Source organism: Burkholderia sp. FW306-1C-G01B (assembly GCF_058781685.1).
In genome coordinates this window covers 639,167-665,428 of the sequence record NZ_JBYSWZ010000001.1, presented here as the reverse complement: position 1 = coordinate 665,428, position 26,262 = coordinate 639,167, and the positions used below count along the sequence as shown (strand labels likewise).

Genomic DNA, 26,262 nt, shown 5'->3' with positions numbered 1-26,262 from the left:
ATACGGATTCCAAACGATGAGCAACATCTACATCGCCGGCATTGCGATGACCGTGTTCGGCCGGCACCTCGACCGTAGTGTCGACGACCTTGCGCGCGAGGCGCTGCAGCGTGCGCTGCGCGACGCGGGCTGCCATGCCGATGCGATCCGCGCGGCGTTCTACGCCGGCATCACCAACGGTGCGCTGCAGGGGCAGCTGTCGATTCCGGGTCAGGTCGTGTTCAGCAAGATCGGCCTCGAAGGCATTCCGGTGTTCAACGTCGAGAATGCGTGCGCGTCCGGCAGTACGGCCGTGCACCTGGCCGTGCGGCAGCTTCAGTCGGGCGCGTGCGACGTCGCGCTGGCACTCGGCGCGGAAAAGATGAACGTCGCGGACAAGGCGAAATCCTTCGCGCTGTTCGAGGCGGGCTGGGACGTGTCGCGCATCGACGAGAACTTCGCGACGCTCGCGCAGCTCGGCGAAGGGATCGAGCCGCCTCCCGGTTCCGAATCCGACCGCCCGTACAGCCGCTTCATGAAGATCTACGCGGCGCTGTGCCGGTATCACATGCGCACGTACGGCACGACGCAGCGGCAGATCGCTGCCGTGTCGTCGAAGAACCACGGGCATTCGGTGCACAACCCGTACTCGCAGTTCCGCCAGCCGTTCACGATCGACGAGGTGCTCGCGGCGCCGCCGATCACGTACCCGATCACGCTGCCGATGTGCGCGCCGCTGTCGGACGGCGCGGCGGCCGCGATCCTCTGCACCGACGAAGGGCTGGAGCGCATCGGCGCCGATCGCAGCCGCTGCATCCGGATCGCCGCGAGCGTGCTGCGCAGCTTCACGCGCCGGCGCATCGACGAGCCGCACAAGCACATCGGCCGGCTCGCCGCGCTGCAGGCCTACGAACAGGCCGGCGCGGGGCCGGAGGACATGGACGTCGCCGAAGTGCACGACGCGTCGGCGATGGGCGAAATCATCCAGGCCGAGAACCTCGGCTTCGTGCCGTTCGGCGAAGGCGGCCCGGCTGCCGAGCGGGGCGAATTCACGCTCGGCGGGCGGATCCCGATCAACACGTCGGGCGGCCTCGAATCGAAGGGCCATCCGCTCGGCGCGACCGGCATCGGGCAGCTGTACGAGCTCGTCACGCAGTTGCGCGGCGAGGCGGGCGGGCGCCAGGTGCAGGGCGCGCGCCATGCGATCCAGGAAAACGGCGGCGGATTGCAGGGCGTCGAGGAAGCAGCGCTGGCGATTCACATTCTCAGCAGGGACTGACGGAGGCGGACATGAGCGACGCACACGGCGCGATGGCGCTCGGGCGGGCAAGGCGGGCGGCGCGGCGAGCGTCGGACGGGGTCGGCGCGGCGGCGTCGATGCAGGCAGTGGGCGCGGACGCGGCGGGACCGCTGGCGCGCTGGGGCGAGGAAATCCGGGCCGACGCCGCGTTGCAGAAGTATCGTCCCGTCGGCGCATGGATCGAGCCGCCGGATCGCGCGCAGCCGCAGCTCGAGGGCGACGTCCGCGCGGACGTGATCGTCGTCGGCGCCGGTTTTGCCGGCCTGTCCACCGCGCTGGAGCTGACTGCGCGCGGCGCGCGCGTCGTCGTGCTCGAACGCGAGTTCGCGGGCTTCGGCGCGAGCGGGCGCAACGCCGGCTATCTCGCCGGCGGCCAGGGGCTCGAATACGAGCTGTTCCTCAAGCGTGTCGGGCGCGAACAGGCGAAGCAGATCGTCGGCTTCTACGACGAAGGCGTGGCCTACGTCGAGCGCAAGCTCGCCGAATACGCGATCGACTGCGACTACCGTGCGTCGGGCATCATCCGCGCGGGCGTGCATCCGTCGCAGGAGAAGCGGTTGCGCGAGAGCATGGAAACCGGCATCGAACTCGGCTCGCCCGCACAGTTTCTCGATGGCGCGGCGATGCGCGCGCGCGGGATTCCGCCGGCCTTCCTGTTCGGCGCGTATGTGCCGGGCGGCGGCACGCTCGATCCCGGCAAGTACGTGACGGGGTTGCGGCGCGCGGCGCTCGCGGCCGGCGTGAAGCTCTACGAGAACACCGCGCTGCTCGATTTCGACGAAGGCGAGACGGTGCGCGTGCGCACGGCACGCGGCAGCGCGAGTGCGCCGGCGCTGGTGCTTGCCACCAACGCATATACGCCGCAGCTCGGCCTGCTCGGCGACAAGGTGATGCCGTTGCGCGTGTCGGCTCTCGAAACCGAGCCGCTGTCCGATGCGCAACTCGCGGCGCTGGGCTGGCCGCGCCGCGAGGGCATCGTCACGTCGCACCTGACGATGGAGAGCCATCGCCTCACCGCCCGCAATACGCTGCTGCTGACGACCAAGCGGCTGCATTACGTCTATGGTTCGCAGACGCCGAACGTGCCGGACGACGACGCGTATCGCGCGCTCGTGAAGACGCTGCACGCGCGCTTTCCGCAACTGGGCAACGTGCCGGTGCGCGCGTGCTGGAGCGGCTATATCTCGTTCGCCGGCGATGCGTTGCCGGTGGTCGGCGCGACCGGCGCACACCAGAACGTGTTTTATGCGGCCGGATGCTCGGGGCACGGCGTGGGCACGCAGTCGCTGATCGGGCGCGTGCTGGCCGAACGGATCCAGGGCGCTCAATCGCCGCTGCTCGCGGTACTGACGCACAAGACGCCGTCGGTGCTGCCGGAGCCGTTGCGATGGTGCGCGATGAACGCGCTGCTGGGCGTCGCGAACCTGCTCGACGAACGCGTGAACCGCAAGGCGCGGCAGAGGTAGCAGCGCACGCGATCGTCAGCGACGCTGAAACGTGCATCAGGCCGGACTGCCCCGCCGACGGGCGTCTCGATGGAAAATGAGGCTCGCATCGGGTATAGTCGTTTGCGCTCCGTAAGGTACGGAGCGTCAATTCGACGAAGCCGAAACGCCACCTTCACGACGAACACGATGACAGTGCCCAACGAGCAGCGCAGCGGCAAAAAGCGGCGCACTTCGACTGCCACCACCGCAGCGGCAAGCAACCCGGACGGTTTGCGGGCGCAAGGCCTGCGCACCCGCAACACGATTATTCGCGTCGCGCGGAAGCTGCTGCTGGAAGGCGGCCCGCTGGAATTCTCGCAGCGCGCGGTTGCCGCGGCGGCAGGCATCAGCGTCAGCAATCTGCAGTACTACTTCCCGACCCGGATCGCCGTGTTGCGGGCTGTCATCGAGCCGGTCATCGACACGTATCTGGACGACATGAAGCGCGCGCTCAGCAGCGACGCGTCGCCGCGCGACGTGTTCGAGGAGATCCTGGAGCGCTCGATCCGCGATGCGAAGGATGCCAAGTACAACGCACTGTTCCGGCACTTCCTGTCGTTCGCGGCGACTGATCCCGAGTGCTTCAAGCTTTACGACGAATGGTATGCGACGCTGACGCGCGACCTCGCGCAGCTGCTGCGCGCCGTCAATCCTGCGTTCAGCGCGGCCGACAGCCGGCATGCGGCGACGATGCTCATCGCGCTGGCCGACGGCCTGGCGATGCAGTACGGCACCGGGCGGCACACGCAGGCGCTTGACGCGTACTTCACGGCGACGTCTCGCGCGCTCGCATACGGCACGCTGACAGCGCCAGCCGGCAAATAGCTGCCGGCCCTCACAGCCGCAACGCAAGAAGAGACAGGGGAATACCCTGTCTTTTTTTTGCTTCCTGTGTTTGTCATGATGACCTATGTTTGGTATGTGTTACTAGATGTGGAATGGCCGGGCGCGTCTGCTGCCTGGTCGACATGATTCGAGTCCAGGAGGAGAACGGAGATGATTCGTCTGAACAAGTCCGCGGCGCTGCCGTTGGTCGGCATGACCGGCTTCGAGACGCCGCTGAGCGAAGAGGAAAGCGCAATCCAGCACACGGTTCATCGCTTTGCGCGCGACGTGCTGCGGCCGATCGGCCGCGAGCTCGACCGGATGACGCCGGAGGAGGTGATCGCGCCCGGCTCGCCGTACTGGGCCGCGATCGTCGAGAGTGCGAAGCTCGGGCTCGATCCGCAACTGATCGCGCAATTTCCGCCGGAGACGGCAGTGCGCATCGAGTCGCTGATCGGCGAGGAACTCGGCTGGGGCGATTCGGGCCTTGCCGTGTCGATCGGCGCCGCGACGATGCCGCTGATGATGGCGCAGACGGTCGGCAATCAGGAACTGATCGAGATATGCGCGGGCAAGGTCGGCTGCTGGATGAACACGCAGCCCGATCGCGGCTCCGATGCGGCCATCCTGTATCGGCAGGAACTCGATGCGAACGGCAGGCAGCCGGTGGGCAACGTGTCCGCGAAGGTCGGCGCTGATGAAATCGTGATCAACGGGCAGAGTTCGGCGTGGATCTCGAACGGGTCGGTCGCGCAGGTCGCGCTCGCATACATGGCGGCCGACTACGGCGACGGGTTTTACGGCGAAGGCGAGCGCAGTGCGTTCACGAACGGCATCGCGATGATCCTGCCGCTCGACCTGCCGGGCGTGTCGCGCGGCAAGCCGCTCGACAAGATCGGCCAGCGCGCGTTGCCGCAGGGCGAGATCTATTTCGACAACGTGAAGGTGCCGAAGCGCTTCGCGGTCGCGCTGAAGGACGACTATCTCGGCAACCTCGCTTCGACGTGGTCGTACGCCGGCACGCACATGTGCCAGGTGTTCGTCGGCGCGGCGCGCGCCGCGTTCGAACTGGCGCTCGCGTTTTGCCACGAGCGCAAGCAGGGCGGCGCGCTGCTGATGGATCACCAGATGACGCACCTGCGCATCGGCGAGATGCTGCGCCGACTGGAGATGGCGCGTGCGATCGCGCGGCGCAGCCTCGCGTTCTCGCGCCTGTCGCCGCAGAGCCATCCGTATGCGACCGCGCAGGCCAAGGTGAGCGTGACCGAGGAAGCGATGAAGATCACGCACGAGGCGTTCCAGCTGTTCGGAGGGAACGGCACCACGCGCGAGTTCCCGATCGAGAAGCTGTTCCGCGACGTGCGCTCGGCGCTGATCGAGGATGGCGAGAACTACGTGCTTGCGTCGCGCCTCGGCGTGTTGGCCGGGCAGCTTTACCAGAACGGCTGGACGCGCGAGTAAGGCGGCGCGATGCCGCCATGCCGCCGCGCTCCGGCAGAACGCCGCCGGGGCGCGGCGCGCTTGCCGATGCCGTTCGACGCGAGCGGGTTGTCGCCCGTGATCGGTTCGCGCTCCTTATGGAAGCTGCCGGTCATGTCGACGGTGCCACCGGCACGCGCCCGCGTGCCATCCGCCTCACCGATGCGCGGCGAACGCGAACACGATCTCGTCGATCGCCGCGCGGATGCGCGCGGTGTGGCGCAGGTCGCGGTGCGTGACGAGCCAGACCTCGTAAGGCGCCTGCCTCACGCGCTCCGGCCACAGGCGGACGAGCCCGTCGCGCTCGCCCATGTAGACGGGAATCTCGCCGATGCCGAGGCCCGAGCGCACCGCGGCGCGCGCCATCAGGTTCGAGTTCATGCGCGCGACGATGCGCCCGCCGTCGATCGGCTCGCCGGCGAGGGTCGGCTTGCGGCTGGCGTCGATGTACGGCTGGTAGACGACGAGGTCGTGGCCCGCGAATGCGTGGCCGCGCTCGGGCTCGCCGTGCCGGTGCAGATAGTCGTGCGACGCGAACAGGCCCATGTCCCAGTGCGCGAGGCGGCGTGCGACCAGATCGGGGTTGTCGGGCCGCACCGTGCGGATGGCAATGTCGGCTTCGCGCTTCGCCAGATTCAGGATTTGCGTCGACGTGTTCAGCGCGAAGGAGACGTCGGGATGCTTCGCATGCAGTCGCGCGATCGACGGCATCACGAACTCGATCGCGAGCGCGTCGGTCGTCGTGATCTTCACCTCGCCGGCGAGCCGCCGGTCGACGCCCTGCGTCAGCCGGACCAGCTCGTGCGCATGTTGCTCCATCGCCTCGGCGGCGCGCAGCGCCAGTTCGCCGACCGGCGTGGGCAGATAGCCTTTCGACGAGCGCAGGAACAGCGTCGCGCCGAGCATGTGCTCGAGCGTCGCGAGCCGCCGCCCGACCGTTGCCTGATCAACGCCGAGCGTCTGTGCCGCACGGCGCAGCGTGCGCTCGCGATGAATCGCGAGGAATACGCGTGCGTCGTCCCAATTCATCGTTTGTCCGGACTGATGCATTTTTGCATTCCCCGATCGGCAATTCGCTGCGTGCCTGCGAGCGGCATCGCCCATAGACTGGCCTCACACACATTGCGATGCCGCGATTCGGGGATGGCCCGCGAATCGGCCGCGCATCGACGAACGTTGAGGATCATATCGTGATTGACGATGCCCAAACCCTCCCCGCCGACATGACCGCGATCGAAATCGTGCGTCCCGGCGGCCCTGAAGTGCTCGTACCGGCCACGCGCGTCGTGCCGTCACCGGGCCCCGGCGAAGTGCTGATCCGGATTCACGCGGCCGGCGTAAACGGCCCCGACGTGTTCCAGCGCAAGGGGCTGTACGATCCGCCGCCCGGCGCGTCCGACATTCCCGGCCTCGAGATCGCCGGCGATGTCGTCGCGGTCGGGCGCGACGTCACGCGGTTCGTCGTCGGCGACCGCGTCTGTGCGCTGATTCCCGGTGGCGGCTACGCGGAATACGCGGTGGCGAACGAGAGCAACACGCTCGCGATTCCCGACGGCCGCGGCATGGCCGAAGCGGCGGCGCTGCCGGAGACCTTCATGACGGTCTGGCTGAACCTGTTCCAGCGCGGCCGGTTCGAAGCCGGCGAGAGCGTGCTGATCCACGGCGGCGCGTCGGGGATCGGCACGACGGCGACGATGCTGGCGAAAGCGTTCGGCGCGTCGACGATCATCACGACCGTCGGGTCGGACGCGCAGCGCGACGCGAGCATGCGGCTCGGCGCCGATCTCGCGATCGACTACCGCAGCGAGGATTTCGTCGAGGAGGTCAAGCGTTTCACGGGCGGCAAGGGTGTCGACGTGATCGTCGACATCATCGCCGGCGACTACGTCGCGCGCAATTTCGCGGCGGCCGCTGTAAATGGTCGCATCGTGCAGATCGGCGTGATCAAAGGCCCCGCGAAGGAGCTCGACCTGTTTCCGATGCTGACGAAACGGCTCACGCACATCGGCTCGACGCTGCGCTCGCGCACCTATGCGGAGAAGGCGCAGATCATTCGCGAACTCGAAGAGGCCGTGTGGCCGCTGATCCGCCAAGGGGCCGTTAAGCCGCAGGTCTACCGGCTGTTCGATCTTCGCGATGCGCGCGCCGCGCACGAGCTGATGGATTCGGGCGGCCATATCGGCAAGATCGTACTGGTGACGCCCGCGGCGGATCGATCACTGAAGGCCGCCGTCGAAGGAAACACCAGGCATTCCACATGATCGGCCGCGGCTTCAGCCCCGTCGGAGGGGCTGAAGCCGCAGGCGGGGAATGCCTGGCAATCGATGACACTGAATACACGGCCGCATCCCGCCGGCACGACCGGCGCTTCCGGGCCTCAGATTTGACCCAGCAGCACCAGCACGACGACGATGACGACAATCAGCCCGACGGTGCTCGATGGCCAGTAGCCCCAGCTTCGGCTGTGCGGCCATGTAGGAAATGCTCCGATGAGCAACAAGATCAATATGACGATAAGGATCGTACCGAGCATCGCATCCCTCCTGGAATGGGTCGACTTGACGGCGGTGGGCGCCGCAATTCCCGTGCCGCCGGGCGGAGTCCGGCAAAAGAGCCCGATGGGAGGGCGATTGAATTCATGAAATGAATACCGGCCGATTCAAAAAATAAATTTTAAAAATGCATGGCAGCCCCCTATGCTGAATCCTTCTGATCTGGCGGGCATGCGATGGCTGAACTCTTCCTGGTACGGCACGGGCAGGCGTCGTTCGGCACCGACGACTACGACCGGCTGTCCGCGGCCGGCGAGCAGCAGGGCGTGTGGCTCGGCGAATACTTCGCGCGGCAGGGCCTGGCGTTCGAGCGCGTGATCTGCGGCACGCTGAACCGCCACGCGCAGACGGTCGACGCGATCCTGCGCGGGATGGGCCGCGAAGGCGTGTCGTACGACCGCCATCCGGGCCTGAACGAATACGACTTCCATGGGCTGTTCGCGGCGGCCGCCGGCGACTATCCGGAGATCGCGCGGCTCGCGGCCGGCTCGATGAAGGAACATTTCCGTGCGCTCCGGCAGGTGTTGCAGCTGTGGTCCGAGGACAAGCTCGGCGATGCGGCCCCCGAGACCTGGGCGCACTTTCAGCAGCGCGTCGCCGATGCGCGCGCCACGATCCGCCACGCAGGCGGCCAGCGCGTGCTCGCGGTGAGCTCCGGCGGCCCGATCGCGGTCACCGTTCAGCAGGTGCTCGCGGCGCCGCCGTCGAGCGCGATCGCGCTGAACCTGCAGATCCGCAACAGCAGTCTTTCGCAGTTTTTCTTCAACGCCGATGCGTTCCACCTCGCGTCGTTCAACGGCATCCCGCATCTGGAGGATCCCGAACGACACGCACTGCGAACCTACGGCTGACCCACGAACGATCGCGACGATGACAAACCCTTCCCAGCAACTCGATGTGGCCCGCCTCACGCGCTATCTGGAAGCGCACGTGCCGGGCTTCGAAGGCCCGGTCGACACGGAGAAGTTTGCCGGCGGCCAGTCGAATCCGACTTTCCTGCTGCACGCGAAGAGCGGCCGCTACGTGCTGCGCCGCCAGCCGCCGGGCGAACTGCTGAAATCCGCGCATGCGGTCGACCGCGAATTTCGCGTGCTGACCGCACTGTCGGGCACCGCGGTGCCGGTCGCGCGTCCGTATCACCTCTGCGTCGACCGCGACGTGATCGGCAGCATGTTCTACGTGATGAGCTTCGAGGACGGCCGGATCTTCTGGGATCCCGCGCTGCCGGAACTGCCGAAGGCCGATCGCGCGGCGTGCTACGACGCGCTGCTGCAGACGATGGCCGCCTTGCACGACGTCGATGTCGACGCGGTGGGCCTCGCCGACTACGGCCGCCCCGGCAACTACTTCGAGCGCCAGATCGGCGTGTGGACGAAGCAGTATCGCGCGGCCGAAACCGAGCGTCTCGACGCGATGGAGACGCTGATCGACTGGCTGCCGAAGGCGTGCCCCGAGGACACGGGCCGGCCGGCGCTGGTGCACGGCGATTTCCGGATCGACAACCTGATGTTCGCGCGCGACGGCTATCGCGTGCAGGCCGTGCTCGACTGGGAACTGTCGACGCTCGGCAACCCGCTCGCCGATCTCGCGTATTTCTGCATGTGCCTGCGGCTGCCGTCCGGCGGGCAGGTGCGCGGGATCGCGGGCCTGGATCGCGCCGAACTCGGCGTACCGGACGAAGCGGCGATCGTCGCACGCTATTGCGAACTGCGCGGAATCGAGCCGATCCGCGACTGGCATTTCTACCTCGCGTTCAGTTTCTTCCGCCTCGCGGCGATCGCGCAGGGCGTGAAGGCGCGCGCGCTGCAGGGCAATGCGTCGAGCGAGCAAGCGCTGCGCGTCGGCGAAATGGCCGGCCGGCTGGCCGAACTGGCCGTCAGCGTGATCGACGCGCGTCGCTGAAATCGCCGGGATCGCCCGGCTCGCCGAGCGGCGATACGACAACCCAACAATGGAGGAGCACGACGACATGGCAACCAATCTGTTCGACCTGACCGGCAAGATCGCGCTGGTGACGGGCGCGAGCCGCGGCATCGGCGAGGAAATCGCGAAACTGCTTGCAGAGCAGGGCGCACACGTGATCGTGTCGAGCCGCAAGCTCGACGATTGCCAGGCCGTGGCCGACGCGATCGTCGCGGCGGGCGGCCGCGCCGAGGCGCTGGCATGCCACGTCGGGCGGCTGGAAGATATCGCCGCGACGTTCGAGCATATCCGCGGCAAGCACGGCCGCCTCGACATCCTCGTGAACAACGCGGCCGCGAACCCGTATTTCGGGCACATCCTCGATACCGATCTCGCCGCGTACGAGAAGACCGTCGACGTGAACATCCGCGGCTACTTCTTCATGTCGGTCGAGGCCGGCAAGCTGATGAAGACGCACGGCGGCGGCGCGATCGTCAACACGGCGTCGGTGAACGCGCTGCAGCCGGGCGATCGCCAGGGCATCTACTCGATCACGAAGGCGGCGGTCGTCAACATGACGAAGGCGTTCGCGAAGGAATGCGGGCCGCTCGGCATCCGCGTGAACGCGCTGCTGCCGGGCCTGACGAAAACGAAGTTCGCGGGCGCGCTGTTCGCCGACAAGGACATCTACGAAAACTGGATGGCGAAGATCCCGCTGCGCCGCCACGCGGAGCCGCGCGAAATGGCCGGCACCGTGCTGTATCTCGTGTCGGACGCGGCGAGCTACACGAACGGCGAATGCATCGTCGTCGACGGCGGCCTGACGATCTGAGCGCGCGATGAAAATCGACAGCTACGCCGGGCAGGCCGTGATGATCACCGGCGCCGCGAGCGGCTTCGGCGCGTTGCTCGCGAGCGAACTGGCCGCGATGGGCGCACGGCTGGCGCTCGGCGACCTGAACGGCGAAGCGCTCGAACGCGTGGCCGCGCCGCTGCGCGCGGCCGGCGCCGACGTGATCGCGCAGCGCTGCGACGTGCGTGTCGAAGCGGACGTCGCGGCGCTGGTGCACGAAGCCGCCGCGCGCTTCGGGCGGCTCGACGTCGGCATCAACAACGCGGGCATCGCACCGTCGATGAAGGCGCTGATCGACACCGACGAAGCCGATCTCGACCTGAGCTTCGCGGTGAACGCGAAGGGCGTGTTCTTCGGGATGAAGCACCAGATCCGCCAGATGCTCGCGCAGCGCGAAGGCGTGATCCTGAACGTCGCGTCGATGGCCGGGCTCGGCGGCGCGCCGAAGCTGGCCGCGTACGCGGCGTCGAAGCATGCGGTGGTCGGGCTCACGAAGACGGCTGCGCTCGAATACGCGCGCCACGGCATTCGCGTGAACGCGGTGTGCCCGTTCTACAGCACGACGCCGATGGTCACCGACAGCGATATCGGCGACCGCCAGGATTTTCTCGCGCAGGGCTCGCCGATGAAGCGGCTCGGCCGGCCCGACGAAATCGTCGCGACGATGCTGACGCTGTGCGCGAAGGAAAACACTTACCTGACCGGGCAGGCCGTCGCCGTCGACGGCGGTGTCTCGGCCTTCTGACCGAACCGAACACGGAATCTCGAGGAGTCGATCATGGACTTTGGCTACACCCCGAAAGTGGAAGAATTGCGCGAGCGCGTGCGCGCGTTCATGGACGCGCACATCGTGCCGCGCATCCGCCAGTGGAACGAGGAAGTGCATGCGGGCCGGTATCCCGTGTCGTTCATGGAGGAACTGAAGGAACGCGCGAAGGCGGAGGGGCTGTGGAACCTGTTCCTGCCGCACCTGAAGGACGACGAGCCCGGCACGGGCCTGACGAACCTCGAATACGCGCCGCTCGCCGAGATCATGGGGCGCGTGAGCTGGGCGTCGGAGGTGTTCAACTGCAATGCGCCGGACACGGGCAACATGGAGCTGCTGCACATGTTCGCGACGCCCGAGCAGCGCGAACAGTGGCTGCTGCCGCTGCTGCGCGGCGAGATCCGCTCGGCGTTCGCGATGACGGAGCCGGACGTGGCGTCGTCGGATGCGACGAACATCACGACGCGCATCGAGCGTGTGGGCGACGAGTATGTGATCAACGGCCGCAAGTGGTTCATCACGAACGCCGCGCATCCGAACTGCAAGATCTTCATCGTGATGGGCAAGACCGATCCCGACGCCGAGTCGCACCAGCAGCAGAGCATGATCCTCGTGCCGCGCGACACGCCGGGCGTGACGGTCGTGCGCAACATCACGGTGGTCAATCACCATGCACCGGAAGGGCACTGCGAGATCACGTTCGACAACGTGCGCGTGCCGGCGCGCAACCTGCTCGGCGAAGAGGGCAGCGGCTTCGCGCTCGCGCAGGCACGCCTCGGGCCGGGCCGCATCCATCACTGCATGCGTTCGATCGGTGCGGCCGAACTCGCGCTGGAGCTGATGGTCGACCGCGCACAGTCGCGCGTCGCGTTCGGCAAGCCGCTGAACCGGCACGGCACGGTCGGCGAATGGATCGCGCGTTCGCGCATCGAGATCGACCAGGCGCGCCTGCTCGTGCTGAAGGCCGCGTGGATGATCGACAAGGTCGGCGCGAAGGCCGCGCGCAAGGAGATCTCGATGATCAAGGCGCTCGTGCCGACCGTGTATACGGACGTCTGCGACCGCGCGATGCAGGTGTTCGGCGCGGCGGGGTTGAGCCCCGATACGCCGCTCGCCGACCTGTGGACCTGGGGCCGCGCGCTGCGCTTCGCCGACGGCCCGGACGAGGTGCATCTGCAGGCGATCGCGCGGATGGAGATCAAGGACGGCGTGCCGGGCTCGACGGCGCCTTACCTGACGCCGCCGCTGCGCGGTTGAGCGGCGCGCCGGGATGCGCAACGCGTGTGGTGCAGCCCGCGGGGCCGGCATGGACGGACGAGAGGCGCACGCCGTAAGATGCCGGCAAGGAGATCCGGCGATGCGCCTTTCGAAGATTGATCTGAACCTGTTCGTCGTATTCGAGGCGATCTACAACAAGCGCAACCTGACGCGGGCGGCCGAGGTGCTGAACCTCACGCAGCCGGCCGTCAGCAATGCGCTGGCGCGGCTGCGCAAGACGCTGAACGATCCGCTGTTCGTCAGCACGCCGGCCGGGATGATGCCGACGCCGATGGCCGAGAACATCGTCGGCCGTGTGCGCGAGGCGCTGCAACTGCTTGACTCGAGCGCGCACGAAGGCGACGTGTTCGATCCCGCATCGTCGGCGCGCGTGTTCCGGCTCAGCATGAGCGACCTGACCGAAGCGCTGCTGCTGCCCGCGCTCGGCGAACTGCTGCAGCGGCAAGCGCCTGGCATGCACGTGCGCAGCTACACGATGGACCGCCGCGAAGTGGCCACCGCGCTCGCGAACGGCTCGGTCGACATCGCGATCGACGCGCCGCTGATCGGCGATCCGCATCTGCACCAGGCGCTGCTCGTGCGCGACCGCTACGCGTGCATGATCCGCGACGACCACCCGTTCAAGGGCAACACGCTGACCATGGACGACTACCTGTCGATGGGGCATATCCACGTGTCGAGCCGCCGCAAGGGCAGCGGGCACGTCGACGCGGAACTGACGCGGCTCGGGCTGCGCCGCAATATCCAGATGCGCGTGCAGCACTACATGGTCGCGCCGCTGATCGCGATGCGCGGCGATCTCGCGCTGACGGCGCCGCTGCGGCTGCTGCAGCGCTATCCGGCGCGCATCCTCGAACTGCCGTTCGAGATGCCGGGGCTCGATTACTTCTGCTACTGGCATCGCAGCGCCGATCAGGACCAGGGCAGCCGATGGCTGCGCGACCAGTTGATGACGCTGATGGGCGGGATGGGCGAGGTGCGGTGACGCGCGACGTTCCGCACGCAGAGCGCGTGCGCGCTTAAAACGGCTCGTCGTCGAAGCGGGAGGATGCCTGCCGGCGCTTCATGTCTTTCAGCCAGTCCCTGACCTTTTCCGGATCGTCGAACTCGCGCAGCGCCACGGCCAGGTCGTGGTTGCTGCGCTGCATGCCGGCAATGTCGCGCGTGAGCATGCGCATCACGGTATCGGGCGCCACCTTGACCGACGACGCGATTCCGTAAGTCCGCCGGAAATCGTTCTCGACGTGCTGGATCTCCTGATCCAGCTCGCGGATCTGTTCCTCCAGGATGCCGTTGTAGCGCGTTAGCCGGTCTTCGCTCAGGCCGTCGATCGCGCGCCGGTCGATCTGTTCGATCTCCAGTTGCAGCTCCAGCAGTTGCAGGAGATTGCCTTTCGCATACGCGTGGTTGACCCGCTGCATCAGCACGGTCTTGCGTTCCTGCTCCTGCGGATCGGTTTCGCGATCGGGATGCAGCGCGCTCGCGAGCTTGCGATAGACCTCGCGGATCGACTTGCTCGATTCGGCCTGCTCGGCTTCGCGTTTGGCCGCCGCGGCCGATTGCCGGGGTGCTTTCTTCCGCTTGGCGCGCTGCGCCTCGCGGGCTTCGTGGGCGGCCATGTCGCGCGTGAACTGTTCGTCCAGTTCGGCTTGCATGCGCTCGGCGAGTTCGTCGGGTGACAGCGTGTCGAGATCGTCTGCCGGTTCGGCGGCGGGTATCGGTTCGGGTTCCGGCTTCGTCCGCGCCGGGGCGGCCGCTGCGTGGCCGTCGTCGCGGGATGCGCCGTGCCGGTAGTAGATGACTTTCAACGCCGCGTCGTCGCTGATGTCGAGCAGGTCGCGCGCCATATCGGCGATCAGCCCGGACAGCGTGCGCTGGTCGGCCTTGCTTAGTCCCTTCTGCAGGAACGCATCGTCGAGCAGATTGAGCAACCGGATCCGCAACGCCGTCGACGCCTGTTCGAGCGGCAACAGCCCGTCGACGAATTTTTTCTGGAAGACCGGTATGACGGCTTCCCACGCACCGAGACGTTCGCGCCGTTTTTCGATTTGCTCGACGAGCGTATTGAACGTCTTCTGGGCTTTCGACAGGCTGGCTGTCTCGTGGTTGGGCGCGATGGCGACCGCGGTTCCGCGACGTGCGGTCATGACTGATGTCCTCCGGCCGCGGCAGGAGGCGCGGCAGGCCGGTATTTTAGCCGGACGAGCGCGCCCCCGAAACGACCGGCGGCGCGTTACCGCTTCATTGTCGCGACCGCCGGCGTGCCCGAATCCGTGCCCGGTGCGCCGTTCGCCCCGTAGGCTGTTTCGGTGCTCTTGCGTTCGGCAAGGCGCTTGGCGGCCAGGCGTTCCTGCGCGGCGACGATGTCGCCCGGATAGTTGTCGCCGTCGCCGGCAACCGGCTCGTAGCCGACCGATTCGAGGTCGAGCAGTTCCTGGCGCACTTGCGCGCGCGTGAGCGTCGAATGCGACGACTGCGCGTACGACGCGGCCGGTGCGGCGAGAAGAGCGGTGGCGGTAGCGGCGACGGCGGCGATGGTGACGATGACGGGTTTCACGGTTTCCTCAGACGATTTCGTTGCGGTTCGGCACGAATTCGCTTCGCTGAACCGACGAGACAAGTTTAGGAACCCGGACTGGCTGGATAAATGGCGATTCCTGACCAGCTGTGTTGCAGGATGAGTCAGAGTGAACGTGCGGGCGCAACACGACGAAGATCGACGTCAGGCGGAGGAGAGGTTGCGATGGCGTGCGCAGCGCCGTTGCATCAGTCGCCGAACAACTGCCCCTGCCCGGAGATGACGCGTTCGAAATCGTCGCGCAGGAACGGCAGTATCGCATCGGCGACGGGCTGAAGTTGGCGGCTCAGATAGAACGCGTAGTCGATCGGCGAGCGCATCGTTTCGAGCGGCTCGGGGCCGGCCGTCGTCATCACGTAGCTGATCCAGCCGCCGCGCTGGTACTGCAGCGGCCTGCCGTGCGCCTGGTTGAACTCGTCGGCGATCCGCGCCGCGCGCACATGCGGCGGCACGTTGCGCTCGTACTCGCGCAGCGGCCGGCGCACGCGCTTGCGATAGACGAGCTGGTCGTCGAATTCGCCGGCGAGCGTGCGCCGCACGTAGTCGCGGATGAAATCCTGGTACGGCTCGCGCCGGAACACGCGCCGGTACAGCTCGCGCTGGAACTGCTGCGCGAGCGGCGTCCAGTCGGTGCGCACCGTTTCGAGCCCCTTGAAGACGAGGTCCTCGCCGCCGTCGGCCGTCGCCGCGAGGCCCGCGTAGCGTTTCTTGCTGCCTTCTTCCGCACCGCGCACGGTCGGCATCAGGAACCGGCGGTAATGCCGCTCGTACTGCAGCTCCAGCGCGCTTTCGAGCCCGAAGCGGTCGCGCAGGTGCGTGTGCCACCAGCGGTTCACATGCTCGACCAGCGCGCGGCCCTTGTGTCCCGCTTCGTCGTCGTCGTGCGCGCGACCGAGCCAGACGAACGTCGAATCGGTATCGCCGTAAATCACTTCGTAGCCCTGAGCTTCGATCAGCTCGCGCGTGCGGTGCATGATCTCGTGGCCGCGCATCGTGATCGACGATGCGAGGCGCGGGTCGAAGAACCGGCAGCCCGTCGAGCCGAGCACGCCATAGAACGAATTCATGATGATCTTCAGCGCCTGCGACAACGGCGCGTTGCGCTGCCGCTTCGCGTCGTCGCGGCCTTCCCACACGCGCCGCACGATATCGGGCAGGCAATGCGCGGTGCGCGAGAAGCGCGCGCCGAGAAAACCGGGCACCGATGCGTCGTCGCCGGGGTTCGCGAGCCCTTCGATCAGCCCGACGGGGTCGATCAGGAACGTGCGGATGATGGACGGATAGAGGCTCTTGTAGTCGAACACGAGCACCGAGTCGTACAGCCCGGGGCGCGAATCCATTACGAAGCCGCCGGGGCTGTTTTGTCCCGTCACGTCGCCGAGGTTCGGCGCGACATAGCCGAGCCGGTGCATGCGCGGCAGGTACAGGTGCGTGAACGCCGCGACCGAGCCGCCGGTGCGATCGGCGGCGAGCCCCGTGACGCTCGCGCGTTCGAGCGCGAAGGACAGCAGGTCGGCCTTGTCGAAGATGCGCGTGACGAGCTCGCAATCCTTCAGGTTGTAGCGCGCGAGCGCGGGCTTGTCGTGGTCGAAGCGGCGTTGAATTTCGTCCATCCGCTGGTACGGATTGTCGATCGACTTGCCTTCGCCGAGCAGCGCTTGCGACACGTATTCGAGGCTGAACGACGGGAACGTCCACGTCGCGGATTTCAGCATGTCGATGCCGTCGAGGATCAGGCGGCCGGCCGCGCCCGCGAAGAAGTGGTCGGGCTGCTGGCCGTGCGCGCGCCAGTCGAGCACGCTGCCGCCGCGCCCGAGCTTCAGCGGCACGCCGTATTGCTCCGCGTGCGCATGCAGGATGCGCAGGTCGAACTGCACGAGATTCCAGCCGATCACGGCATCGGGATCGTGTTCGTCGAACCAGTCGTTCAGCCGCGCGAGCATCTCGGGCCGGCTGTCGCAGTAGTCGAGGCGGAAGTCGACGGCGCTCGCGTCGCCGCTTTCGTCCCCGTTCGGCGGACCGAGCATGTAGACCTGTCGTTGCCCGCAGCCTTCGAGCGCGATCGAATACAGCTCGCCGTGGACGCTGGTTTCGATGTCGAGCGACACGCAGCGCAGCGCCGGGCGGTAGCCGGTCGCGGGCTTCAGCTCGCCGCCGGTCAGCGTGTCGTCGTTGCCGGGCTGGCCGCGAAACTGCACGCATGCCGTGATGAAGCGCTCCATCGCGTAGCGGTCGGGCGGCTGCACGTCGGCTTCGTAGACGTCGACGCCGGCCGCCGCGAGGCGCTTCTGGAGCCCGGACAGGTGGCGATAGCGCCGGCAATAAAGGCCGACGACCGGGCGCTGGCTGAAATCGCGCAGCGCGAGCGGGCGCAGTTCCGCATCGCGTTCGCCGGCCAGTGTGCGTTCGGCGAGCGCCTGCTGTTCGGCCGGGATGAACGCGACGGCTTCCTGCGGGCGCAACCGCACACGGCGCGGACCGTGCTCGGTTGCCAGCCAGAACTCGATCTCGATACCGGTCGCGGTGTCCCGCCAGTGGCGGGTGAGGATGAAACCCTGCTCGAACTCCGTCAAAACGCTTGCTCGTCGTGGATGCTCAGGCGGCGGATTTTAGCGCTTGGGCGCGGTCCGTGCCGATGGCGGGCGCATATGGCATCAGGTGGCAGGAAGCCGCTGTGCGACGCGCCATCCTGTGTGTGCCCATCGGTTGAGGGCTGGGCGTCGAATCTTCGCGCGCGGACGGGGCGATCCTTTGTTCCGAATGGGCACGCGGTTGCTGCGCTCGATCGCAGCGCGCCGGCAATCAGCGGTGCCCAATTCGTTCCCGTGACCGGCTACTGGCTGGCACTGTAGAACATTGACAGACTCGAAACCTGTGCCGGGGACCGGACTCGAACCGGCACCCTCAAACATGCCCCTCATGCTCGATCGTCCCGCCACGCCCCGCCCGTGCCGCAACCACCACCGGCGCCCCTGACTCCCGCGCCGCCCGCCGCGCCCACATCGCCGTCAGAATCGGCACGAGTATCGCTGTAACGAGGCAAGCAGTCGCGACGATCGCGGTCGCGGCCGGCACCATCGGTTTGAACTTCGGAATCATCTCGCCGATGATCGCCGGGTTCGCGACCGCGGCGCCGGCCGTCGACGACGCCGCGAGCCCGGCCGTGCCGTTGCCGCCGCCGACGAATTTGTCGGCGAGGATCAGCGGCACGCCCGTCACGACGATCACCGCAAGCCCGAGCACAATACCCGGCAGCCCGCTTTTCGCGATCACGTTGAGATCGATGCCGTTGCCGAGCGCGAAGCCGAAGAACGGGATCAGCGGATGCACGCAGCGCCCGAACAGCTCGCGCAGGTCCGCATCGAGGTTGCCGAGCGTGAAGCCGATCAGGAACGGCAGCACCGCGCCGACGAACAGCCGCATCTCGAACACCGCGACGCCGGCCGCGCCGAGGATCAGCATGCTGACGAGCGGCCCCGATTCGATCGACATCAGCACGAACGCGCCGGCTTCCTCCTTGCTGCCGTACTGCTGCATCACGGCCGCATAGAGGCCGCCGTTGGTCATGTCCATCGACGTCGTGATCGCGAGCAGCGACAGGCCCGCGAACAGGCCCGTCCGGATGCCGTCGTCGGGGATGAACTGCGCGGCGATCAACGTCGCGAGCCACGCGACCACGATCTTCGTCGCGAGCAGCGTGCCCGATTTGCGCAGCACGACGCCCGTCGCGCGCAGGTTGATCGTCGCGCCCATGCAGAAGAACCACACGGCGAGGATCGGCACCGTGCCCGCGATCAGGCCGTTGGTGAACGAGCCGAAATACTTCCCGGCGTTCGGGGCGAACGTATGCACGCACGCGCCGAGCAGCATCGGAACCAGCATGAGCCCGCCGGGAATGCGGTCGATGGCCTGTTTCAGCTTCACGTCTCCTCCGTGGACGTCGATGCGTCCCGTTGTCAAATGATGTCTGCTGACTGACTATAGGACATGATTCGGAACATCGGTCCATTTTTATGAATTTGTCGGCTAGTCGTATACCCGTAATCCAATAAATTGCTGATAAAAAATGGATTAATTGCGCCGTGGCGCGTTGCGAATAATTCGGTTCGTCGTTCCGAATCTGCAAAATTTGTGCTTCAATTCATCGTATGACCGTCGGCCGCACAGGCATCGGCGGCGTGTCCATCCCCCATGGAGAACCGGCATGGAAGTGCGGCAGGGCATACATAGCGAACACGCGAAAGCGCTCGACACGGCCGGCCTGCGCCGGCATTTCCTGGTGGAAAACCTGTTCGAGCCGGACGCGCTGTCGCTCACCTACAGCCATATCGACCGCATCATCGTCGGCGGCGCGTGGCCGGCCACGCGGCCGGTCGAGGTGCCCGCGTCGCTCGGCGCCTCGATGGGCGTGAGCCATCTGCTGGAGCGGCGCGAACTGGGCGCGATCAACATCGGCGGGCGCGGCTGGGTCGAGGTCGACGGGCAGCGTCACGCGGTGGGCACCGAGGAGGCGATCTACATCGGGCAAGGCGGGCAGGGCGTCGTGTTCGGCAGCGACGATCGCGCGCATCCCGCGAAGTTCTACGTGAACTGCGCGCCCGCGCACACCGCGTATCCGACGCGCACCATCACGCTCGCGCAAGCGTCGCCCGAAACGCTCGGCGATGCGGCGACGAGCAATCGCCGCACGATCTACAAGTTCATCGTGCCCGACGTGCTGCCCACGTGCCAGTTGTCGATGGGGATGACGAAGCTCGAGCCGGGCAGCCTGTGGAACACGATGCCGTGCCATACGCACGAGCGCCGGATGGAGGTGTATTTCTACTTCAACCTCGCCGACGATGCGGCCGTGTTCCACATGCTCGGCGAACCGCAGGAAACGCGCCACGTGGTCGTGCACAACGAGCAGGCCGTGATCTCGCCGAGCTGGTCGATCCACTCGGGCGTCGGCACGAAGGCGTACACGTTCATCTGGGGGATGGTCGGCGAGAACCAGGTGTTCAAGGACATGGACCATATCGCCGTCGCCGACTTGCGCTGACACCATGAAACGCGACAACCCCGATCTTTCTTCCGCCGATGCGCGTTCCGCGTTCGCCGGCCTGTTCGACCTGACCGGCAAGGTCGCGATCGTCACCGGTTGCAACACGGGGCTCGGCGCGGCGATGGCTGTCGCGCTCGCGTCGGCCGGCTGCGACATCGTCGGTGCGAACCGCTCGGCGCCGGATGCGACGTCGGCGCGCGTCGCAGCGGCCGGGCGGCGCTTCGTCGACGTGCGCGCGGACCTGTCGACGCTGGAGCCGGTCGAGCGGATCGTCGGCGGCGCGGTCGATGCGTTCGGTCACGTCGACATCCTCGTCAACAACGCGGGCATGATTCGCCGCTGCGATGCGCTCGATTTCACCGAGGCGGACTGGGACGCCGTCGTCGACGTGAACCTGAAGAGCGCGTTCTTCCTGTCGCAGGCGGTTGCGCGGCAGTTGGTGCGGCAGGGGCGCGGCGGCAAGATCGTGAACATCGCGTCGATGCTGTCGTTCCAGGGCGGCATCCGTGTGCCGTCATACACGGCGTCGAAGAGCGGCGTGCTGGGCCTCACGCGGCTGCTCGCGAACGAATGGGCCGCGCGCGGGATCAACGTGAACGCGATCGCGCCCGGGTACATGGAGACCGACAACACCGCGCAGCTGCGCGAGGACAGCCGGCGCAGCGACGAAATCCTCGGCCGCATCCCGGCCGGCCGCTGGGGCGTGCCCGACGATCTCGCGGGTGCGGCCGTGTTCCTCGCGTCGCGTGCATCGGACTACGTGCACGGCCACACGCTCGCCGTCGACGGCGGGTGGCTCGCGCGCTGAGCGTATCGCGCGGCGGACGCGTTATGCTCTCCCGATTCGCATCTCATGGATTCACGGACATGACAGCAACGCCCACGCAGCGCAAGCGCGATCAGGCGAACATGGCACCGCGGGCCGGCCGTCCGGCGGCCGACCCGTCGGCGGCCGGCGCCGCGGAGAAGGCCGATTCGGTCGCGGCCGTCGGGAAGGTTTTCACGATCCTCGCGGCGCTCGGCGATCGCCGCGAGATCGGCATCAGCGAGCTGTCGCAACAGCTCGGCATGTCGAAGACGACGGTCCATCGCTTCCTGCAAACGCTCAAGACACTCGGCTATGTCGCGCAGGAAGGCGAGACCGACCGCTACCGGCTGACGATCCGGCTGTTCGAGCTCGGCAGCAAGGCGCTGGAGAGCGTGGACCTCGTGCGCGAGGCCGATCTCGAGATGCGCCGCATCGGGCAACTGACGCGCGAAGCCGTGCACCTCGGCGCATTCGACGAGGACGCGATCATCTACATCCACAAAATTGACGCCGATTACGGGCTGCGCATGCAGTCGCGGATCGGCCGGCGCAATCCGCTCTACAGCACGGCGATCGGCAAGGTGCTGCTCGCGTGGATGTCGCCCGACGAGGCGCGCGCGGTGCTGGCCGGCATCGAGTTCAGGAAGTCGACCGCGAAGACGCTGTCGTCGGCGGACGCGGTGATGAGCATCCTGCCGCATGTGCGGCAGCAGGGCTACGGCGAGGACAACGAAGAACAGGAAGACGGCCTGATGTGTCTTGCCGTGCCCGTGTTCGATCGTTTCGGCCGCGTGATCGCTGGGCTGTCGATTTCGTTTCCGACGATGCGCTGCGGCGCGGATACGAAGGCGCATTACATCGCATTGCTGAAGGAATCGGGGCAGGCGATTTCGGCGCGGCTCGGGCATCGCCCGGAAGCGGCCGGCATCGAGCGGGCGGCGGTCGCGCAGGATTGAGCGTTCGAGGTGCGCGCAATATGGCCGCGCACCTCGGCGGCGATGCCGCTACGCCCATGCGCAATCGCGCCTCAGGTTCTCCGCCCGCTGCGGCCACTGATACAGGTAGCCTTGCGCATACTGAATCCCGATCGCCTCCAGCGCGCAATGCTGTGCTTCGGTTTCCACGCCTTCGGCGATGATCTTCAAGCCGTAGTAATGCGCGACGGCGGCGATCCCCTCGATCAGCCCTGCGCCGCCATCGCTCAGTCGTGCGATGAACTGGCGATCGATCTTCACGTAATCGAACGGAAAGCGCGACAGCATGTCGAGATTGCTGTGATTCGTGCCGAAATCGTCGATCGCGAACTTCGCGCCCTTCGACCTGAGCGCATGGAATATCGCGGTGGTCCGCGCGTTCTTTTCGAGCAGGATGCGCTCGGTGACTTCGAGCACCAGCGTAAAGCCGGGCGGCAGCGAGCGGATTGTTTCGTCGACGACGGATACGAACCGCGCGCTTTCGAGATCCTTCGGCGAGACGTTCACGGCGATGCGCAGCGGCACGGACGGCGTCAGCGCGGTCAGTTCGGACACGGCCGTCCGCAGCACGAATTCGGTCACCTTCGGCAGGATCGTGCTCGATTCGACCTGCGGGATGAACAGGGCCGGGCTGATTGGCCCCCATTTCGGATGGTGCCAGCGCAGCAGCGCCTCGACGCCGACTGTCCTGCACGTGCGGACATCGACGATCGGCTGGTACACGACATGGAACTCGTTGCGCCTGAGCGCTTGGCGAACGGCCTTCAGCAACAGCCGCCGCGGCGCCATCGCCAGCAGGTAGGCGGCCATCACGAGGCCGTCGGCGAGCAGCGCGATCGTCATGCAGATCAACCGATAGTGGCGCTGGACCTGCGACGCGTAGTGCGTCGACGCGGCGACCGACACCGTGAACGGCCATCGGTGCGACGCGATCGTGCTTCCGTCTGCGAGGCCGGCGTCCGATTCCGGCGCGTACTTTCCGTTCTGGTCGAGATGGCCCGAACCTGCGATCGACAGCGTCGCGGTTTCCGTGCCGTGATGGGCGCCGCGCGCGAGCGCGTCGGCCACGTAGTCGCCCTCGATCAGGTAGAGCACACCCGCGCCGCGCGCGGTGGCGCGAAACACGGACAGCACCGGAATGTCGTGCTGAAACGGCGTCTGGCGCAACAGCGTGACGATGGTCGATCCCGGTTCCGGCTCGCGCGTGTACGCGTCGAGCGGCACGTCGATCGCGCCGAGCGCCGACGAGCACGTGACGCGACCGTGGTTCACCAGCCCGACGGCACGCAGGTAGCGCAGGCGAGTGCCCACTTCGGCCAGCGTCCGGAAGATCGTCGCGCATGGCCGCCCGACGAGCGCGGTCAGCTCGTCCGCATGTCGCAGACGAACGCCGTCGAGGATGCGGTCCACCGATGCCACGATGTCGTTCGCGGTGACGCGCTCGTGTGTGGTGACGGCATCGCGCGCGTAGCGATCGGCAAGCACGATCGCCAAGGTCGGGACGAGCACGCAAACGATTAGCGCAACGAAAAAGACAACCCGCGGCCACGCGCCGCTGCGCTGGAAAACTGGCTTAGAGCCTGGCGTGAGCGCCGACATTCCCGCAGTTGCCTTTGGTGTTGTTCGCATGGAGACGCAGGCCGAACCGGTCGATGCGCAAACGGCGAGCATGCGTCATGCCGGGTCCGGCAATACGGCGCGTGCGCCGATATCCCGATGCTAATCGATTCAACGGTCGCGAGGGCCATGGGCGGCGGCACCTCGCGATCGGCCATTCATCCGGAGGCTCGCGTCCATAACATGTGCCTGTTGCGCATGTACGTTGACGGAGCACACCGAAAAAAACCCCGGCCGCAAGGTCGTGCGGCCGGGACGAAAGACACCTTCTCTTGGCACGAGGATGGTGCGCGCCAAGTATAAGGCGCGACGCGAGATTGCGAAATATTGTTATTCAACAAATGGTGTGGTTTTGTGATTGCATCTCGACAGGAAATATTTATGCGGGCGCCGTTTTCGTCGATTCGATGCCGGTGCATGAGCGGTCGGTGCACGAAGTCGGGCGCGCGGCACGCCGCGTTACGACGCCATCAGCGCAGAGCACGGAGTGCTGTTGAAAGGTGAACGACAGGAATGGCTGGGCGCTGCTCGATCGCATTGCCGATCCCGCGATGCGGGCCGGTATCGCAGGCACGTTCATGCAGGTGCTGAAGCGGTCCGACGTCGAATGATCGATGCGGTGCCGGCGCGTCGCACCGGCCGCGATTCAGAAATCGTCGCGCATCTTGCGAAGCAGGTCGCCGGGCGACTGGTGCGTGTCGACCGCGGTGAGGACATCGGTCAGGAACCACGGCAGGTTCAGTTGCGTGTCGGAATCGCCGACGCATACGCGGATCGGCGGCGCCTTCGACGGGGAGCGGGTGCCGTGCGCGGCGTCCCGGGACGGGACGCAATTTTTTGCGTTTGCTTGAAGCGGAACCGGCGCATTGGCGCCGGACGATGATGCGCCGGCGGCTGCCGGCAAGCTGACGGCGGCAAGCAGGGTCAGGACAGCGACAGCGGCAACGCGTTTCATGGGATTCTCCGGCGATGTACGTTCGACCGCGCGGGCGGACGCGAGTTCGTCGATGCCGCGGCGCCCGCTCATCCTCTCATCCGCGCGACGCGTGCACCGCGCGTCACATCATTGATACCCGTAACACTGCTTCAGCCCCGCATAGTCATAGAAGTGGCTGCCCGGCGCGATTTTCGCGCCGTCGCACGCGGCCTGGAAATCCGTCTCGCGCTCGTTATACAGCATCTTCACGATCAGCCGCGACCCGTTGCGATAGACATCCCACTGCATGTTCGCGGCCATCGGCGACACCTGGTCGCCGCGCCACGGGTTGTTCGCATACGTATAGGTCTGCGCCTGCGGCGTCGGCACGAACACGTTCTTCAGGTTCATGATCGACGCGAACGGAATCACGATCTCCGCATGCGTGAAGCGCAGCTTCGCTGCGCGGGTCAAGTCGCCGCGCGCGATCGCGTCGACTTCGCCGAAGAAGTCGTCCTGCAGCACCTTCGCCATCCGGTACGTGACGGGGTTCGCTTCCTGGATGCCGGGCCCCTTCTGGTAGTAGTCCTCGGCATCCTGCAGATAGGCCAGATACTGCGCCTGCTCCGCGCCGATGTATTTCTCCATCGTGACGCCGCCGGTTTCCGCCGTCATCGCCGGCGCGATCTGCAGCAGGTTGTACAGCACGTTCACCGCATCGACAGCCGTCGCGATCTTCGTCTTGCCGTCGCCCTTCAGCGTGTTGGTGAATTTGCCGTCCGCCGACGTGAACGCATAGGTTCCCGTGTTCGCGAACGTGTAGCCATCGGTGCCGAGCTTCGCGATGAACGCCGGCGACACCAGCGCGGACAGCACCGTTTGCGCGACGTCGGCCGCTTGCGGTGCGGCCTTGATCGCCTTCAGCTTCGCGGCCACCGCCGTGTCGTTCGCGTAGGCCTGGTAGGCCTGGCTTGCCTGATAGGTCGCGTAGTACGGATCGCTCGCGTCGGTCACGAGATCGGTGGCCGGTTTCAGCGAATGGAAATACAGCAGGAAGCGGTTGGTGCCGGCCGGCTGCACGGCCGGTGCGTTCGCCGGATAGCCGGACGGCGCGGCCGGCAGCGTGATCGCGGCGGCCAGCGCCGGCTGCGCGGCGACGAGCGCCGCGGAGAAAAACGTCGAGCTGTCGACCGCGCGATCCTGGCCCGAGTTGACGACGACGACCTGCCGGTTGCCCGCCGAGAACAGCGCGGGCAGCCGCTGCGCGAGACGCGCGGCGAGCTGCTGGTGTTCGCGGATGCCGGTTTGCGTGAGATTGCCGTATCCGGGCGTCGAGATGCCCGGCACGCCGTAGCCGAGCAGCGCATTGGCCTTCATCATCGCGTACGTGTCGGCCTTGAGCTGCGCGCCGAGCGCGGTCAGCGCGCCGTCGGCCTCGGCCTTGACCAGCATCGCGTAGATCGCGCCGTCGTACTTGAAGCCCGACAGCCCGCGCGAGCCGTGGCGTGCGACGAGTTCGGCGTAGACAGGCGCGTAGCCGGCGGGCGGCGCTTCGTACGTCGCGGCGTCCTGCTGCGGGCGGTACGGCGTCTTCGTCTGGTAGTAGGTCGCGGGAACCGGCGTTGGCTGAGGTTGCGGCTGCGGTGCGGGCGTCGAGCCGCTGTTGTCGCTCGACGTGGCGGGCGGTGTCGAGGTTTCCCCGCCGCAGGCGGCAAGCAGCAGGCAGGCGATTGCGAGTGCGGCGGTGGTGTGGGTCGGGCGTGTCATCGTGGCGTGTAACGGGCGGGACGATGCGGTATCGCGTCGTTCCGTTTCCGGGGGAGATCGTTCAAGCCCGGAAGTGTTGCAAGCGACTTTGACAGCGGAATGTCAGGATCGAGTCGGGCAATCGTCGGATTGCGGCC

At 66.8% G+C, this 26,262-nt stretch carries 24 protein-coding genes; 14 read left to right on the top strand and 10 right to left on the bottom strand.

The features are described from left to right. The first annotated feature begins 16 nt into the window (after positions 1–16). The 4 genes from AC3WLY_RS03055 to AC3WLY_RS03040 all read left to right on the top strand — a co-directional run bounded on the left by AC3WLY_RS03055 (position 17) and on the right by AC3WLY_RS03040 (position 5,052). Entirely contained in the window at positions 17–1,258 is a 1,242-nt protein-coding gene (locus tag AC3WLY_RS03055; protein WP_492310276.1) for a thiolase family protein, read from the top strand. A gap of 11 nt (positions 1,259–1,269) precedes the next feature. Then, on the top strand, positions 1,270–2,745 hold the full coding sequence (locus tag AC3WLY_RS03050) for an NAD(P)/FAD-dependent oxidoreductase (protein WP_492310277.1): 1,476 nt from the start codon (positions 1,270–1,272) through the stop codon (positions 2,743–2,745). Between the two features lie 69 nt (positions 2,746–2,814). Continuing rightward, on the top strand, positions 2,815–3,591 hold the full coding sequence (locus AC3WLY_RS03045) for a TetR/AcrR family transcriptional regulator (protein ID WP_492310278.1): 777 nt from the start codon (positions 2,815–2,817) through the stop codon (positions 3,589–3,591). 171 nt (positions 3,592–3,762) lie between these two features. Next, positions 3,763–5,052: an acyl-CoA dehydrogenase family protein gene (locus AC3WLY_RS03040; RefSeq protein WP_492310279.1), complete on the top strand. Its 1,290-nt coding sequence runs from the start codon at positions 3,763–3,765 to the stop codon at positions 5,050–5,052. Here the strand turns inward: AC3WLY_RS03040 and AC3WLY_RS03035 are convergent. Further along, on the bottom strand, positions 5,025–5,186 hold the full coding sequence (locus tag AC3WLY_RS03035) for a hypothetical protein (protein ID WP_492310280.1): 162 nt from the start codon (positions 5,184–5,186) through the stop codon (positions 5,025–5,027). The two genes, AC3WLY_RS03040 and AC3WLY_RS03035, sit on opposite strands and share 28 nt — an antisense overlap. Positions 5,187–5,226: 40 nt before the next feature. Beyond that, positions 5,227–6,099: a LysR family transcriptional regulator gene (locus AC3WLY_RS03030; RefSeq protein ID WP_492310281.1), complete on the bottom strand. Its 873-nt coding sequence runs from the start codon at positions 6,097–6,099 to the stop codon at positions 5,227–5,229. A gap of 194 nt (positions 6,100–6,293) precedes the next feature. Here AC3WLY_RS03030 and AC3WLY_RS03025 point away from each other — a divergent pair, with 194 nt between their 5' ends. Beyond that, positions 6,294–7,331 (top strand): NAD(P)H-quinone oxidoreductase, encoded by a 1,038-nt coding sequence (locus tag AC3WLY_RS03025; protein ID WP_175960190.1) that lies wholly within the window; start codon positions 6,294–6,296, stop codon positions 7,329–7,331. A 116-nt stretch (positions 7,332–7,447) separates the two neighbouring features. Here AC3WLY_RS03025 and AC3WLY_RS03020 read toward each other — a convergent pair whose 3' ends face one another. Then, the gene (locus AC3WLY_RS03020) at positions 7,448–7,603 is read right to left on the bottom strand and encodes a DUF3309 family protein (RefSeq protein ID WP_072438058.1); all 156 of its coding nucleotides are present in this window, start codon (positions 7,601–7,603) and stop codon (positions 7,448–7,450) included. Positions 7,604–7,798: 195 nt separating this feature from the next. Here AC3WLY_RS03020 and AC3WLY_RS03015 point away from each other — a divergent pair, with 195 nt between their 5' ends. The 6 genes from AC3WLY_RS03015 (at position 7,799) to AC3WLY_RS02990 (ending at position 13,406) form a co-directional block, all read left to right on the top strand. Beyond that, the gene (locus tag AC3WLY_RS03015) at positions 7,799–8,473 is read left to right on the top strand and encodes a histidine phosphatase family protein (RefSeq protein WP_175959774.1); all 675 of its coding nucleotides are present in this window, start codon (positions 7,799–7,801) and stop codon (positions 8,471–8,473) included. Between the two features lie 19 nt (positions 8,474–8,492). Beyond that, positions 8,493–9,524, top strand: a complete 1,032-nt coding sequence (locus tag AC3WLY_RS03010; protein ID WP_492310282.1) for a phosphotransferase — start codon at positions 8,493–8,495, stop codon at positions 9,522–9,524. Between the two features lie 67 nt (positions 9,525–9,591). Next, positions 9,592–10,356, top strand: a complete 765-nt coding sequence (locus AC3WLY_RS03005) for an SDR family oxidoreductase (protein WP_047903689.1) — start codon at positions 9,592–9,594, stop codon at positions 10,354–10,356. A 7-nt stretch (positions 10,357–10,363) separates the two neighbouring features. After that, the gene (locus tag AC3WLY_RS03000) at positions 10,364–11,122 is read left to right on the top strand and encodes an SDR family NAD(P)-dependent oxidoreductase (RefSeq protein WP_425130372.1); all 759 of its coding nucleotides are present in this window, start codon (positions 10,364–10,366) and stop codon (positions 11,120–11,122) included. Between the two features lie 33 nt (positions 11,123–11,155). Beyond that, positions 11,156–12,400 carry an acyl-CoA dehydrogenase family protein gene (locus AC3WLY_RS02995; RefSeq protein WP_492310283.1) on the top strand — a complete coding sequence of 415 codons (1,245 nt, stop codon included), beginning with the start codon at positions 11,156–11,158 and terminating at the stop codon, positions 12,398–12,400. A gap of 100 nt (positions 12,401–12,500) precedes the next feature. Further along, positions 12,501–13,406, top strand: a complete 906-nt coding sequence (locus AC3WLY_RS02990; RefSeq protein WP_492310284.1) for a LysR family transcriptional regulator — start codon at positions 12,501–12,503, stop codon at positions 13,404–13,406. A 34-nt stretch (positions 13,407–13,440) separates the two neighbouring features. On the opposite strand, the gene AC3WLY_RS02985 is transcribed toward AC3WLY_RS02990, so the two are convergent. The 4 genes from AC3WLY_RS02985 to kdgT all read right to left on the bottom strand — a co-directional run bounded on the left by AC3WLY_RS02985 (position 13,441) and on the right by kdgT (position 18,923). Further along, positions 13,441–14,568: a J domain-containing protein gene (locus AC3WLY_RS02985; protein ID WP_492310285.1), complete on the bottom strand. Its 1,128-nt coding sequence runs from the start codon at positions 14,566–14,568 to the stop codon at positions 13,441–13,443. Positions 14,569–14,654: 86 nt separating this feature from the next. Then, positions 14,655–14,978, bottom strand: coding sequence for a DUF4148 domain-containing protein (locus tag AC3WLY_RS02980; RefSeq protein ID WP_175959767.1), 324 nt, complete (start codon positions 14,976–14,978; stop codon positions 14,655–14,657). 209 nt (positions 14,979–15,187) lie between these two features. Beyond that, on the bottom strand, positions 15,188–17,572 hold the full coding sequence (locus AC3WLY_RS02975) for a DNA polymerase II (RefSeq protein WP_492310286.1): 2,385 nt from the start codon (positions 17,570–17,572) through the stop codon (positions 15,188–15,190). 331 nt (positions 17,573–17,903) lie between these two features. Then, a complete protein-coding gene (kdgT, locus tag AC3WLY_RS02970) occupies positions 17,904–18,923 on the bottom strand; it encodes a 2-keto-3-deoxygluconate transporter (RefSeq protein WP_492332639.1) in 1,020 nt (339 codons plus the stop codon). A 280-nt stretch (positions 18,924–19,203) separates the two neighbouring features. Here kdgT and kduI point away from each other — a divergent pair, with 280 nt between their 5' ends. From kduI to kdgR, 3 genes are read left to right on the top strand one after another with little or no spacing between them, the layout of a single operon-like run. Then, positions 19,204–20,040 carry a 5-dehydro-4-deoxy-D-glucuronate isomerase gene (gene kduI / locus AC3WLY_RS02965; protein WP_310130372.1) on the top strand — a complete coding sequence of 279 codons (837 nt, stop codon included), beginning with the start codon at positions 19,204–19,206 and terminating at the stop codon, positions 20,038–20,040. A 4-nt stretch (positions 20,041–20,044) separates the two neighbouring features. After that, entirely contained in the window at positions 20,045–20,851 is an 807-nt protein-coding gene (gene kduD / locus AC3WLY_RS02960) for a 2-dehydro-3-deoxy-D-gluconate 5-dehydrogenase KduD (RefSeq protein WP_492310447.1), read from the top strand. A 59-nt stretch (positions 20,852–20,910) separates the two neighbouring features. Next, complete coding sequence (gene kdgR / locus AC3WLY_RS02955) at positions 20,911–21,807, top strand: DNA-binding transcriptional regulator KdgR (protein ID WP_425130362.1); 897 nt, start codon at positions 20,911–20,913, stop codon at positions 21,805–21,807. A gap of 48 nt (positions 21,808–21,855) precedes the next feature. Here kdgR and AC3WLY_RS02950 read toward each other — a convergent pair whose 3' ends face one another. The 3 genes from AC3WLY_RS02950 to AC3WLY_RS02940 all read right to left on the bottom strand — a co-directional run bounded on the left by AC3WLY_RS02950 (position 21,856) and on the right by AC3WLY_RS02940 (position 26,125). Further along, positions 21,856–23,496 carry an EAL domain-containing protein gene (locus AC3WLY_RS02950; protein ID WP_492310446.1) on the bottom strand — a complete coding sequence of 547 codons (1,641 nt, stop codon included), beginning with the start codon at positions 23,494–23,496 and terminating at the stop codon, positions 21,856–21,858. 592 nt (positions 23,497–24,088) lie between these two features. Continuing rightward, complete coding sequence (locus AC3WLY_RS02945) at positions 24,089–24,397, bottom strand: hypothetical protein (protein ID WP_175959764.1); 309 nt, start codon at positions 24,395–24,397, stop codon at positions 24,089–24,091. Positions 24,398–24,505: 108 nt separating this feature from the next. Beyond that, positions 24,506–26,125, bottom strand: a complete 1,620-nt coding sequence (locus AC3WLY_RS02940; protein ID WP_492310445.1) for a histidine-type phosphatase — start codon at positions 26,123–26,125, stop codon at positions 24,506–24,508. Positions 26,126–26,262 lie beyond the last annotated feature (137 nt).